The organism is Streptomyces mutabilis (assembly GCF_014649815.1).
In the GTDB taxonomy this organism is placed as follows: domain Bacteria; phylum Actinomycetota; class Actinomycetes; order Streptomycetales; family Streptomycetaceae; genus Streptomyces; species Streptomyces mutabilis.
On sequence record NZ_BMTT01000010.1, the window covers coordinates 165013 to 178455 of the forward strand.

Genomic DNA, 13443 nt, shown 5'->3' on the forward strand with positions numbered 1-13443 from the left:
ATAAGTCCGGCAAGCCTCGCGGAAACGGCGGTGTCGTCGGCCCGGTTCGGGGCACCGGAACGTCACGGAGCCGTTATCGATCGAAAGCGGTCAGTCATGGCGGTGGCGCAGGAGCCCGGTATCGGTGTCGCGGAGGCGGCGGAACCCGCCGCCCCGCCGGTCGGGTCCCACAACGAGTGGGACCCGCTGGAGGAAGTCGTCGTCGGACGGTTGGAGGGCGCGACCATCCCCTCCGACCACCCCGTCGTGACCTGCAACGTCCCCCCGTGGGCGGCCCGTCTGCAGGGACTGGCCGCCGGATTCCGGTACCCGCGCGTCCTGATCGAGCGGGCCCAGCAGGAACTCGACGGATTCATCACCCTCCTGGAGTCCCTCGGCATCACGGTCACCCGCCCCGAGGCGGTCGACCACCGGCAGCGCTTCAGCACCCCCGACTGGTCGTCCCGCGGCTTCTGCAACACCTGCCCGCGCGACTGCCTGCTCGTGGTCGGCGACGAGATCATCGAGACCCCGATGGCCTGGCCGTGCCGGTACTTCGAGACGCACTCCTACCGTCCGCTCCTCAAGGACTGGTTCCGCCGGGGCGGACGCTGGACCGCGGCACCCAAGCCCCAGCTCACCGACGAGCTCTTCGACCCGGACTTCCGCATCCCGCGGCCGGGTGAGCCGACGCGCCACATCCTCACCGAGTTCGAGCCGGTCTTCGACGCGGCGGACTTCGTCCGCGCCGGACGCGACCTCTTCGTCACCCGGAGCAACGTCACCAACCGCATGGGCGTCGACTGGCTGCGCCGCCACCTCGGCCCCGGCTACCGCATCCACGAGATCGAGAGCCGCTGCCGCACGCCCATGCACATCGACACGACGTTCATGCCGCTGGCGCCCGGCAAGGTCCTGATCAATCCCGAGTACGTCGATCCCGACCGCCTCCCCGACGCACTCGCCTCCTGGGACGTCCTGGTCGCCCCCGAACCCGACCCGATCCCCGACCGCATGCTCAAGGTCACTTCGATGTGCGGGAAGTGGCTCAGCATGAACGTCCTCGTGATCGACGGCGAGCGCGTCATCGCCGACCGGCACCACACCGGCATGCTGCGCGCACTGGAGCGCTGGGGCTTCGAACCGGTCCCCTGCGACCTCCTCCACTACGCGCCGTTCGGCGGCTCGTTCCACTGCGCCACCCTCGACGTCCGGCGCCGCGGCACGCTGGAGTCCTACGTCGACTGACACGCCGCGCGCGCCACACCGAGTGAACGCGCGCTACACGTCTCGTACGCCCGCTTCTGGGTGCCGTACCGGATGGTGCCCGCCCGCCCCGGGCGGCGATCCTGGAGCCGAGCCCACCTCCCCCGGACCGGCGCCGACCGGTGCCCGGACGGTCACCGGTCGACGGTGACGACCGACCGGTCCGGGGCGGACCGGCCACGTATGCGCGGCGGCGCCCGCTCGCCCTGGTGTGATCGTGGCGTACCCAGCCCGCAAGGAGAGCAGATGGCCCACCCGACCGACCGCGTCGCCCGCCCCGGGCCCCGCGCCGGGAGGAGGACACCGTGCCCGGACCCGACGACCGACGACTCAGCGAGATCGAGTACCACCTGCACCGCGAGGACCCCCGGTTCGCCGACGCCCTGGGAGCGGGCCGCCCGGGCCGGCCGCGTGAGTACCACCCCGGGCGTGCCTGGCTGCTGCTCGCCACCGCGCTGGCGGTGCTGGGCACCGGCCTGTTCCTCGCCCACGGCCTGCTCATCGCCACCGGTCTCGTCATGGCCGGCATCGCCGCGGAACTCTGCGACCCGCACCGCCGCGGACGCCCGGACCGTCACCTGCCGCCGCGCTCCTGGCCCCGCTGACGGCGGTCCGGCCGCGGGACGCGCCGTTCCCACAACCGCCGCCACCCTCTGCTCCGTCACCTCCCTCCGTCCCGTCGCCCCTCTCCGCCCCATTGCCCGTTGCCAAGACCCGCACCACCCGGGACCCGGCCGATGACCCTGCCCGACCTCTACCTGACCCTCCTGGTCGGCGGCACGGTGCTGCTGGCCAGCATCGCCGCCGCCCGCGCCGCGCACCGTCTCGGGCTGCCCAGCCTGCTCCTCTTCCTCGCGGTCGGCGTGATCGCGGGGGAGGACGGCCTGGGACTGGAGTTCGACGACGCCCAGCTGGCCCAGGCGCTGGGCACCGCCGCGCTGGCGGTCATCCTCGTCGAGGGCGGCCTGACCACCCGGTGGAGCGACGTCAGACGCCTGCTCGCCCCGGCCGGCGTGCTGGCCACCGCCGGGGTCGCCGTCTCCGTCGCGGTGACCGCCGTCGGCGCCCACTGGCTCCTCGGCATGGACTGGCACCTGGCCCTGCTGCTCGGCGCCATCGTCTCCTCGACCGACGCCGCCGCCGTCTTCGCCGTACTGCGCTCACTGCCCCTGCCGCAGAAGGTGACCGGCCTGGTGGAGGCGGAATCCGGCTTCAACGACGCCCCCACCATCATCCTGGTCCTGATCTTCTCCACGACCACCGCCGGCGACCTGCCCGGACCCGCCCCGGTCCTGGGCAACCTGCTCTACCAACTCCTGGTCGGCGGCACCCTCGGAGTGCTGATCGGGCGCCTGGGCGCGGCGGCCTTGCGGCACATCGCCCTCCCCGCCACCGGCCTCTACCCGCTCGCCACGGTCGGCTTCGGCATCGTCGCCTTCGCCGCGGCCGGCGCCGCGAACGCCAGCGGCATCATCGCCGCATACCTGTCCGGCCTCGTCCTCGGCAACGCCGAGCTGCCCCACCGCGCCGCCACCCGCTCCTTCGCCGAGGGCGCCGGCTGGCTGGCCCAGATCGGCCTGTTCGTGATGCTGGGCCTGCTCGTCGACCCCAGCGAACTGCCCTCCGCGATCCTCCCCGCCCTCGCCGTCGGCCTGGTGCTCCTCCTGGCCGCCCGCCCGGTCTCCGTCGCCCTGTGCCTGCTCCCCTTCCGCATCCCCTGGCGCGAGCAGGCGTTCATCTCCTGGGCGGGCCTGCGCGGCGCGGTCCCCATCGTCCTGGCCACCTTCCCGATCGTCGAAGGGGTCGACGGCGCCGTCGACGTACTGAACATCGTCTTCGTCCTCGTCGTCCTCTTCACCCTCATCCAGGGCCCCGCCCTACCCGCCGTCGCCCGTCACCTGCGCCTGACCCGCCCGGACACCCTCCGCGAGATCCAGGTCGAGACGGCCCCGCTGGACGTCCTGGACGCCGACCTCCTGACGGTCTCGATCCCGCCGGGCTCCCGCCTGCACGGCGTCACCGTCGCCGAACTCCGCCTGCCGCGCCCGACCGTCCTCACCCTGATCGTCCGCGAAGGCGTCACCCTCGTCCCCGACCGCGACACGGCCCTGCGCGCCGGCGACGAACTCCTCCTCATCACCACACCCCCGGTCCGCGAGGCCACGGAACGCCGCCTGCGCGCCATCGGCCGCCGCGGCAAACTGGCACGCTGGCTGGGCGAACAGGGGGCGCCGGAGGGCGGAGCGAAAACGGGCTGACGGCGCCCGACACGGGCCGGACCCCGTCGGCATGGCATCATGCCGCCCGCTCGGCATCGTCGCGTGTTCAGTAGAGTCGGCCACATGATCATCCCGATATCGGACGGCCGCTGGCTCATTGCGGGCGCCGGTGGGCGGCTCGGACGCGAAGTGCACGCCCAGTTGACCTCTCGGGGGGCGGACTGTGTGCCACTCGGCCGGGACCGCCTGGACGTGACCGACGCCCGGGCCGTGGACGAGGCACTGCGGTACTGGCGCCCCGACATCGTGGTCAACTGCGCGGCGTGGACGGACGTGGACGCGGCCGAGTTCCACGAGGAGGAGGTGCGGCGGGTCAACACCGACGGTGCGCGGCATCTCGCCCGCGGCTGCGCCGCCCGAGGCGCCCGGTTGCTGCACGTGTCCACCGACTACGTCTTCCCCGGCGCCCCGTCGGACTTCGGGACCCCGTACGCCGAGGACACACCCACCGCGCCGGGCACGGCCTACGGCCGCACCAAGCGCGACGGCGAGCGTGCGGTGCTCCGTGAACTACCGGATGCCGCCACCGTGGTGCGTACCGCCTGGCTCTACAGCCGGGACCTGGACGGGTTCGTCGGAGCCATGGTCCGGGCGGCCCGGAGTGGCGGCACGGTGGACGTGGTGCGCGACCAGTACGGCCAGCCGTCGAACGCCGCGGACGTGGCTGCCCTGCTGATCGCCTTGGCGTGCCTGCCCGCCCGCGCGGTGTGCGGTGTCTTCCACGCCACGAACGCGGGCAGCGCCAGCCGGTACGAGCTGGCCAGGGAGGTGTTCCGGCTGTGCGGCGCCGACCCGGACCAGGTTCGGCCGACCGACAGTTCCCGGATGCCGCGCCCCGCCCGGCGACCGTACTGGAGTGCCCTCGGGCACCGTCGCTGGGCCGAGGTCGGCGTGCCCGCTCCGCGGGACTGGCGGGCCGCGCTGGCCGAAGCGTGCGGGCCGGGGCAGCGGAAAGGAACCTCGTGAGGCCGCTCAAGGTGCCCGGCGCCTGGACGACCAGCCCTCCTTCGTTCCAGGACGACCGGGGTTCCTTCCACGAATGGTTCCGGGGCGAGGACCTGCGGGCCGTCACCGGGCGCCCCTTCCACTTGGCCCAGGCCAACTGCTCGGTGTCGCGGCGCGGAGTGGTACGGGGCATCCACTACGCCGACGTGCCGCCCGGGCAGGCGAAGTACGTGACGTGTGTGCGCGGTGCGGTGCGTGACGTCGTTGTGGACCTGCGCACCGGATCACCGACCTTCGGCGTCTGGGACGCCGTCCGGCTGGACGCGGACAACCGGCGCGCGGTCTTCCTCTCCGAAGGACTGGGGCACGGCTTCCAGGCCCTGACGGACGACGCGACGGTGGTCTACCTGACCACGTCCGGCTACGACCCGTCCCGCGAACACGCGGTGAACCCCTTCGACCCTCGCCTCGGCATCGCCTGGGACGGGGACACCCCGCCGGTGCTCTCCGCGAGAGACACCGCGGCCCCCGGCCTCACTGCCGTCGAGGCGGCCGGACTCCTGCCCTCTTTCGACGCGTGCATGAATGTCCCGACCGGCGCGACGCGCCCTCTCCCGCCCGACCTCGAGGAGTCCCTGTGAAGGCGCTCGTCCTCTCCGGAGGATCCGGAACCAGGATGCGTCCCCTGACCCACACGTCAGCCAAACAGCTGGTGCCCGTGGCCAACAAACCCGTCCTGTTCTACGTCCTGGAGGGCATCGCCGAGGCAGGGGTGACCGAGGTGGCCGTCATCGTCGGCGACACCGAGCAGGAGATACGGGCCGCGGTCGGGGACGGGTCGCGGTGGGGCCTGGACGTCACCTACATCCGTCAGGACCGGCCCCTGGGCCTCGCGCACGCCGTGGCGACAGCGCGTCCCTGGCTCGGCTCCGACGATTTCGTCATGTACCTCGGTGACAACTTCCTGCTCGGCGGGATCGCGGAGCAGGCACGGGAGTTCCGGGCCTCCCGCCCGGCTGCGCAGATCATGCTAGCCCAGGTGCCCGATCCCCGGGCCTTCGGAGTGGCGACCCTGGACGAGGCCGGCCGGGTGACCGCACTCGAGGAGAAGCCCGACGACCCCAAGAGCGATCTCGCCCTGGTCGGTGTGTACTTCTTCTCCCCGGCGATCCACGAGGCGGTGGCCGCCATCAAGCCGTCCGCGCGAGGCGAGCTGGAGATCACCGACGCCCTCCAGCGGCTCATCGAGGACGGTGCCGATGTCCGTTCCTCCGTGGTGTCGGGCTACTGGAAGGACACCGGAAACGCCATGGACATGCTGGAGGTGAACCGGTCGGTGCTGGACCGGATCACGCTCCGCTGCGACGGTGCGGTCGACGCGCGGAGCGAGATCGTCGGCCGGGTCGTCGTCGCCGAGGGCGCCACCGTGACGGGCTCGCGCGTGGTGGGGCCCGCGGTGATCGGGCCCGGGACCACCGTCACCGGTTCCTACATCGGCCCCTTCACCTCCATCGCGGAGAACTGCTCCGTGTCCGACAGCGCGATCGAGTACTCCATAGTCCTGCCCGGCGCGTCCATCGTGGGCGTACGCCGCATAGAGGCGTCGGTGATCGGCCGCAACGTGGAGATCGAGCCCGCCACTCGCGCCCCGCACGCCCACCGGCTGCTGCTAGGCGACCACAGCAAGGTGCAGATCCCGTCATGAGGAGAATCCTGGTCACCGGCGGTGCCGGTTTCATCGGATCGCACCTGGTCCGCACGGTCCTCGCTCCACAAGAGCCGCTCGGTGCCGTGCACGTGACGGTACTGGACAGCCTGACCTACGCCGGAAGCCAGGAGAACCTGGCCACCGTGCGGCACCATCCGAGGTTCCGTTTCGTGCGGGGAGACATCACCGACGCGGTGGTGGTCGACCGGTTGGTGGCCGAGCACGACGCTGTGGTCCACCTGGCGGCCGAGTCCCATGTGGACCGCTCCATAGCCGCCGCCCTCCCCTTCGTCCACACCAACGTGCTGGGCACGCAGACCCTGCTGGACGCCGCGCTGCGGCACGGTGCGGAGCCCTTCCTGCACGTTTCGACGGACGAGGTGTACGGTTCCGTGCCGTCCGGCAGCTCGACCGAGCAGGACCCCCTGATGCCCAGTTCGGCCTACTCCGCGTCCAAGGCGTCCAGTGACCTGCTGGCTCTTGCCTGTCACCGCACTCACGGCCTCGACGTGCGCGTCACCCGCTGCTCGAACAACTACGGCCCCTACCAGTTCCCGGAGAAGCTGATCCCGCGCTTCGTCACCCGGCTGCTGCGCGGCGAGAACGTGCCGCTGTACGGCGATGGTGCGAACATCCGGGACTGGCTCCACGTCGACGATCACTGCCGTGGCCTGATCGCGGTGCTCGCCGGAGGCCGGCCCGGTGAGATCTACAACATCGGGGGCGGCACGGAACTGACCAACAGGGAGCTGACGGGCGCCCTGCTCACGGCCTTCGGCGTCGGCTGGGACCGGGTGGACCGGGTCGCCGACCGTAAGGGCCACGACCTTCGCTACTCCGTGGACTGGACGAAGATCCGCCGGGAACTCGGCTATGAACCGCGGCGCGACTTCGCTGCCGGGCTCGCCGAGACCGTCGCCTGGTACCGCGAGCGCTACGAGCCCTGAGCTCAGCTTTCTTCCGTTTGCGTGTCCCCACATTCTGCGATGCAGCTTGCTGCAGTGCCGCACTGCAGCAAGCTGCAGCGTAGATCCTTGCGCGCCTGATTATCTTTCTGGAAGCATTCATGGCGTCAGAAGTCGCGGTCCGGGGGGAAATGTGGACTACTCAATACTGGTGCCATTCCTGCCGCGTCGGACAGAGCAGGTTCTTCCTTTTGCGGCGCTGGTCGAATGGACGGGAGCGGCCAGGCTCTGGCAGGGGCAAAGCCTGCTGATGGAGCCCTTCCAGACCTTTGCCGCGGTCGCGGGCGCGGGCTTCCGGGTGCCGACCGGTCTCGGCGTGACCCTCATGCCGCTCCGGCATCCGTTCGAGGCGGCCCACAAGGTCAAGTCCCTGGCGATGGCGACGGGTAACGACGTGGTGGCCGGCTTCGGACCGGGGGCGAAGACCTTCCAGCGGAGCCTGCTCGGCGCCCCGTACCGGAGCCAGCTCACGGCGGTCCGGGAATACATGACGGTGGTTCGGGGGCTGCTCGGCGGCGACCCGGTCGACTTCGACGGTGAGTACTACTCCTGTCATGCGGGGATGGGCCCGGCCATGTCCCCTCCCGTGCGTCTCGGGCTCGGCGTGCTGCGCCCTGGTATGGCCCGCCTCGCGGGCGAGGTCGCCGATGTGGCGATCACCTGGCTCACGCCGGCCGCCTACCTCGACGGCGTCGTCCGCCCCGCGATGCGGGAGGGGGCTAAGGCCGCGGACCGGCCCGTGCCCCGGATCACCGCGATGGTGCCGGTGGCGCTCGAGCGCTCCGACCGGGACGTCTCCGAATTCGTCCTGGCAAGCAATTCCGCACATATGCAGGCGCCTCACTACCTTGACATGCTCGGAAAAGCAGGTATCAATTTTTCCGATCTCGACTCGCAAGAGGCTGCCCGGCTCATGGCGGATTCCGGCGCGTTTCTGTACGGAAATCTCGATCAGGTCGTGAAACGACTCGATGAGTACCGGGACGCGGGGGTGGATGAAATCGTGCTCAATCTTACGGGCGTGTGCCGCCTCTACGGCGCGAATGCCGCAATGAATGACTTGAAGCAGATTCTCGCCGCGGTAGGCGCGGATCGGAGGGACTCCGGTGAATGAGGAACTGATCACCCAGGTGGGGCGTCACCTGCGCTCCTGGGTCACCGGGCGCCCGCCGACGGGCGACACGCCGGGGCCGGAGACCGCCACCGTCGTGCTGGAGGACGCGGCATCTCTGGAAGCGCTGCTCGGCTCCGATGTCGTGGGTCCGCGGACGCTGGTCCTCGCCCCCTCGGTGCAGGACCGCCAGGACAGCGGGTCCGGTGCCACCGTCGTGGGGTACGAGGGATCGTTGAGCGGGGCGGAGGGTGACGCCTCGATCGGTGACGTTCTGTTCGTCCAGAGCCAGGACTACGGCGTCAGCCCCTACATGTCCCTGCTCGGCACGACCCTGGTGCGGGTGGCCGGCGACACGGATCTCGAGATGTTCCTCGCGGACGCCGACGCCGCCAGGACGGAGGGCAGGTTCGCTCCCGTCGCGGTCAGCCCCGCCGTGCAGATCGCCGACCTCTCCGCACTCGGAGCCCGTGTTCCGGGCGACGGACCGGGCACCAGGCTCTACGTGGACCGGGACGGAGGTGTCTCCGTCTCGCCGCAGGGCCTGCGGCTGGGGACCGCCGGTGATTCGGCCGTGGACCTGCACTCGGCATGGCAGCGCCTGGACGCGGCAAGCGATCCGGGCGGTGCGGTGCCGCTCGGAGCGGCGGTCTCGGAAGAGGTGCGCGGTCCCGCGGTGCGCCGGAGGCCCTGGCTCGCCCGCTATCTGGCCGCACTGGACCTGCTGCGCGACCTTCAGACGCGAGGGATCACCGAACCCAGGGTCTCGGGCTTCGGCCACCGGCTCGTGCCCGGGCTCGGCGACGTCGACGGGGCGCTGGACGCCTCCGACCCGGAGGCACCGTTCCTGTGCTGGACGTCGGAGAAGGCGTACGTCAGGGTCGCGGGTGCCGACCGGACCTTCCAGCTCGGCCGACGGGCAGCGGAGATCACGGAGATGCTGCTGGTGCTCGGCAGCCCCGAAGCCGTGCTCGAGCGCGTGGAACGGAACGCCGACAGCTCCGTGAGCGGGCCGGTGGACCGGTCCGCTGTCGAGTGGGTGCTCGCGTTCTTCGCCGACAAGGGAGTATCGCTGGTGCCGGGCGCCCCCGTCCTGGGGACGGCCGTATGACGACGGAAGCCGCGGCGGTCCCGGGACTGGCCGGCCAGGTCCTGGCCGCGTACGGAGACCGGATCAGCCTGCACGATCTGTACGACGAGGCGGGTGCTCCGGTCTACCACGACCTGGCGGCCGTCGACACCACCGAGATCAGGGAACTGCTCAGGTCGGTCCGTGCCGTCCCCGGCCCCGTGCTGGAACTCGCCGCCGGGTCCGGCCGACTGACCCTGCCGCTGCTCGCACTGGGGCGGGAGGTCACGGCCCTGGAGCTCGAGGAGTCCATGGTCGCCCTGCTCCGTGAGCGGCTCGTCGAGGCCCCGGCGGGCATCGGGAAACGCTGCACCGTGGTACGGGGCGACATGTCCGCGTTCGAGCTGGGGAGCACCTACGCCGTCGTGGTGCTCGGCACCACGTCCGTCTCACTGCTCGACGAGCGGGGCCGGGCCGGACTCTACGCGGCCGTGCGGGCCCACCTCAGGCCCGGCGGAAGGTTCCTGCTCTCCACCGTCGACGTGACCGACACCGACGGGGACGACCTGGACCTCGAGGCCGTGGGCGTCAGCGGCCGGCGCTACCGGATGATCGAACACTGGAGGGCCGGACAGGAAGTCCGCAAGGTCACCATCCTGCCACCCCAGCGGCACATCCCCGAGGAGGGGCCGGTGCTGGCGCTCACCACATCCATCCGGGTCCTTCCCCCCGACGACCTCGCGCGGGAACTGGCTCTCGCGGGACTGCGCGTCGTGGCACGTCATCCGCTGCCCGCCGCCTCCTCCCGCCATACCGGTGTGCTGCTCGAAGCGGAGGCTGCCTGATGTCCACCGAAGTCTGGCCCTCACTGCTCGAACCCCGCCTGCACGGAGCCGACGAACTGTGCGCCGTGTCCGCGGAAGGCGTCAGAATCCGGTTCGAGGACGGTCGTGAACTGCTCTGTGGCTCCAGCGGTCTGTGGAACGTGAACCTCGGCTACGGCAACGAGGCGATCGCCCGGGCCTGTGCGGACGCCTTGCGTGACGCGTCCTACCTGTCCGTGTTCCGCTACGAGAACACCTACGCCAGGCGCGCCGCGCGGGCGCTGGTCGAGGTGGCGGGGGCGGAGCACTACGGCCGGGTGATCTTCTCGACGTCCGGTGGTGCCGCCAACGACCTGGTGATGAAGCTGGCCAGGCACTACCACGCGCTGCGCGGCGACGGCACGCGCAGACTCGTGGTGGGCCTGCGCGACAGCTACCACGGGCTGACCTTCGGTGGATTCGCCCTCACCGGCGAGAATCTCGGCCAGTCCGTCTACGGCGTCGACCAGCGGCTCGTCCGGCACGTGGCACCCAACGCGGTCGACGAGATCACCCAGCTGGCGACCCAACAGGGCAGCCGGATCGCGGCAGTGGTGGTGGAACCCGTACTCGGCAGCGGGGCGGTGCCTCTCACCCCGGAGTACGTGGAGACGCTGCTCGAACTCAGGGACCGCCACGGGTTCCTCCTCGTCGCCGACGAGGTCGCCACCGGGTTCGGTCGTACCGGTGACTTCTTCGCCTCGCAGCGGTGGCCGGCGCCTCCTGACCTGCTGATCACGTCGAAGGGGCTGACCAACGGCACGCACGCCGCGGCGGCCGTACTGATGCCGCGGGCGCTCGCCGATCCCTTCGACGCGGCGGGTGACGTGTTCGTCCACGGGGAGACCCAGGCCGGAACGCCCGTCACCTGCGCGGCGATCCTCGCCACGGTGGAGGAGATGCGGCGGCTCGACGCGGTCGCGTCGGCGCGACGCCTGTCGGCCCTGCTGGACGAGATGCTGGAAGACCTGGTCGCCACCGAGCCGTTGGTCTCGGCCACGACGGGTATCGGCTGCTTCCGGTCCATCCGGTTGTGCACGCCGGAGGGCGAACCACTGCCGCAGCAGGAGGTGCCCGAGGTCGTCGCCGCGATCCGCCGGGCCGGCGCGGTGGTCCACCCCAGCGTCAACGGGGTGCAGATCCTCCCGGCGCTGGTCTACACCGACGACGAACTCGCCGAGCTCCTGGACTGCGTGCGCCGCGGGGCGAGGGCGCACGCCCTGGACCGTGCCGGGCTCGCAGGTGGGTCCGAGGCGGTCTGAATGGAACCGGTGTGGAACCTCAGCAACCGGCGCCTCACCCAGGTGGCCTACGGGATCAGGGGGCTGGCCAAGTGGCTGCCCCTCCAAGCGGGACGGACGCTGACCCTGCTCGCGGACCCGGCCGTCGCGGACTCGGAGGCCGTGGACCAGGTGTCCGCGAACGCGGCGTGGGCGGGACGGTCGGTGGAGCGGCTGGTCCTGAACGGCCCCGGCACGCTGGAGAGCGTGACGGAACTGGCCCAGCGGCTCCGGCACAGCGAACTCGTCCTGGCGGTCGGTGGGGGAACGCTCCTCGACCAGGCCAAACTGGCCGTGCTGATGAGCGCTGCCCCCGTGGTGCGGGACAGACTGGCGGTGCGGCACCGCAGTGGTCTGGTGCTGCTCCCGGCCGAGGCGGAGCCTCGCATCCCGGTTGTCACCGTGCCGACCACGGTGGGCACCGGCAGCGAGCTGAGCGGCGGCGCCTGTCTCTCCGGCCCGCAGGGCAAGCGCCTGGTGCTCGGCAACGGCCTGCAGCCGGACGTGGCGGTGCTCGATCCCGTCGCCACCCGGACACTGCCCGCGGAGCTCCTCGCGGAAGGCGTCCTCGAGGTGTTCTTCCGCGTGGCCGGCATGTACGTCGGTGATCCGCAGGACCTTCCCGCGGAGGACGCCTTCGCCCTCACGCTCCTCGAGCGACTGGTCGTTCTGGGCGCCGAGCTGGCATCCGTCCGGCGGGCGGGCGAAGCACCCGGCGACTCGCTGCGCCTGCAGATCGCAAAGCTCAGCGGCGTGAGCCACAGCCAGTGGTTCAATCTCGGCCGCGATCCGTGCGCCTGCAAGGGCTGGTACCTGGCCAACGAGCTCTCCACCGGTCTGGGCCTGCGCAAGATGACGGCCGCGGCCGCGGTGCTGCCACCCCTGTGGCAGCGGATCGTGGACGGTGACGACCGTTGGGGCAGCGCCCATCGGCTGCGGCGGCTCTGGGAGACCGTGAACCTGGCCCATGGGCGGGAACTGCCCGCGGACCCGGCCGAGGGTGTCGCGGAGCTGCTGGACGGCTGGCTGATCGAGCGCGGTATCGACGCGACCGTGGAGCGGACGGACCGGATCGCCCGGAGCACGATGCGCGCGTGGGGTGACGGCCTGCCCACTCTGGGCGCCCTCACCCTCGCCGACGTCCGGCACGTGATGGCCGAGGCCGTCAGGCAGCCACAGCTAGCGACGCCCTGACGCCGTACTCAGGGGCGACATCACACAACACAGACTTCCGCCGACGCCCGTCGGCGGACGGCCCGCGACACCACGGGAGGGGGAAACACAATGCAGACCGCGAACAAGAACGGCGCCGTGTCCGCACCGCTGGAGCTTGCTCTGCAGGAGCTGGAGGCCCAGCAGCTGGACATGCAGGAGCTGGAGGCGCTCGACGCCCCGGACTTCAGCTGGAGCGAGGCGCTGAGCGCCGTCGGTGGCCTGAGCGCAGGAGGCGTCATCTCCTACGTCTCCATCGTCACGCTGGCGACCTGATCGCAGCGGCCGCTGCCCTGAACGGGGCGGCCCTCGGAAGGGTATGCGGCACAACCCTGGAAGGAGGTGAAGGAAAATGAAGGAGAACAACGACTCCGCTCTGGAGCTGGCCATGCAGGAGCTGGCCATGGAGGAGCTGGAGGGCATGGAGGCCCCCGACTGGTGGGACAGCTTCCTCGCGAGCACCGCCATCTCGGCCGGCGTCAGCGCTGCCTACAGCACCATCGCCGTCACGTCTGTCATCGCGACCTGACGTTTCGGACGTCTGACGGACAAAGCCCTGTTCCGGATGCTGGCCATTAGCATCCGGAACAGGGCCGTACCGACGAATATACGTGCGGCCCCGAGCCGCAGAGGAGAGAAACCTGATGCCTCAAGCACCTTCTCGCGGCCTTGTCTGGTCCCTCGTGACCTTCGGGCTCGTCGCTGCCGTGGCCGCCCCAGGCGTGGTCTACGCCCTCACTGAGGGGCCGGCCCGCACCAGAGGGCT

14 protein-coding genes are annotated in these 13443 nt (G+C 71.1%); all 14 read left to right on the top strand.

What is annotated here, in order from left to right; all coding sequences use genetic code 11:
• Positions 1 to 96: 96 nt before the first annotated feature.
• The 14 genes from IE142_RS21390 (at position 97) to IE142_RS21455 (ending at position 13206) form a co-directional block, all read left to right on the top strand.
• Complete coding sequence (locus IE142_RS21390; RefSeq protein WP_191887233.1) at positions 97 to 1227, top strand: amidinotransferase; 1131 nt, start codon at positions 97 to 99, stop codon at positions 1225 to 1227.
• 323 nt (positions 1228 to 1550) lie between these two features.
• Complete coding sequence (locus tag IE142_RS21395) at positions 1551 to 1850, top strand: DUF3040 domain-containing protein (protein ID WP_191887234.1); 300 nt, start codon at positions 1551 to 1553, stop codon at positions 1848 to 1850.
• A 132-nt stretch (positions 1851 to 1982) separates the two neighbouring features.
• A complete protein-coding gene (locus IE142_RS21400; RefSeq protein ID WP_191887235.1) occupies positions 1983 to 3503 on the top strand; it encodes a potassium/proton antiporter in 1521 nt (506 codons plus the stop codon).
• Between the two features lie 84 nt (positions 3504 to 3587).
• Complete coding sequence (gene rfbD, locus IE142_RS21405; RefSeq protein ID WP_191887236.1) at positions 3588 to 4490, top strand: dTDP-4-dehydrorhamnose reductase; 903 nt, start codon at positions 3588 to 3590, stop codon at positions 4488 to 4490.
• A complete protein-coding gene (locus tag IE142_RS21410) occupies positions 4487 to 5110 on the top strand; it encodes a dTDP-4-dehydrorhamnose 3,5-epimerase family protein (protein WP_191887237.1) in 624 nt (207 codons plus the stop codon). Before rfbD ends, IE142_RS21410 begins: the two co-directional genes overlap by 4 nt.
• The gene (locus IE142_RS21415) at positions 5107 to 6174 is read left to right on the top strand and encodes a glucose-1-phosphate thymidylyltransferase (RefSeq protein WP_191887238.1); all 1068 of its coding nucleotides are present in this window, start codon (positions 5107 to 5109) and stop codon (positions 6172 to 6174) included. Before IE142_RS21410 ends, IE142_RS21415 begins: the two co-directional genes overlap by 4 nt.
• Positions 6171 to 7124: a dTDP-glucose 4,6-dehydratase gene (gene rfbB, locus IE142_RS21420; RefSeq protein WP_191887239.1), complete on the top strand. Its 954-nt coding sequence runs from the start codon at positions 6171 to 6173 to the stop codon at positions 7122 to 7124. Before IE142_RS21415 ends, rfbB begins: the two co-directional genes overlap by 4 nt.
• A gap of 151 nt (positions 7125 to 7275) precedes the next feature.
• Positions 7276 to 8256, top strand: a complete 981-nt coding sequence (locus IE142_RS21425) for an LLM class flavin-dependent oxidoreductase (RefSeq protein WP_191887240.1) — start codon at positions 7276 to 7278, stop codon at positions 8254 to 8256.
• Complete coding sequence (mpaB, locus tag IE142_RS21430) at positions 8249 to 9364, top strand: daptide biosynthesis RiPP recognition protein (RefSeq protein WP_191887241.1); 1116 nt, start codon at positions 8249 to 8251, stop codon at positions 9362 to 9364. Before IE142_RS21425 ends, mpaB begins: the two co-directional genes overlap by 8 nt.
• Complete coding sequence (mpaM, locus tag IE142_RS21435) at positions 9361 to 10167, top strand: daptide-type RiPP biosynthesis methyltransferase (RefSeq protein WP_191887242.1); 807 nt, start codon at positions 9361 to 9363, stop codon at positions 10165 to 10167. The genes mpaB and mpaM overlap by 4 nt, the downstream gene beginning before the upstream one ends.
• A complete protein-coding gene (gene mpaD / locus IE142_RS21440) occupies positions 10167 to 11447 on the top strand; it encodes a daptide-type RiPP biosynthesis aminotransferase (RefSeq protein WP_191887243.1) in 1281 nt (426 codons plus the stop codon). Before mpaM ends, mpaD begins: the two co-directional genes overlap by 1 nt.
• Complete coding sequence (gene mpaC / locus IE142_RS21445) at positions 11448 to 12659, top strand: daptide-type RiPP biosynthesis dehydogenase (RefSeq protein WP_191887244.1); 1212 nt, start codon at positions 11448 to 11450, stop codon at positions 12657 to 12659.
• Between the two features lie 90 nt (positions 12660 to 12749).
• Positions 12750 to 12953, top strand: a complete 204-nt coding sequence (locus tag IE142_RS21450) for a daptide-type RiPP (RefSeq protein ID WP_191887245.1) — start codon at positions 12750 to 12752, stop codon at positions 12951 to 12953.
• A gap of 76 nt (positions 12954 to 13029) precedes the next feature.
• Entirely contained in the window at positions 13030 to 13206 is a 177-nt protein-coding gene (locus IE142_RS21455) for a hypothetical protein (protein ID WP_191887246.1), read from the top strand.
• The last annotated feature ends 237 nt before the right edge of the window (positions 13207 to 13443 follow it).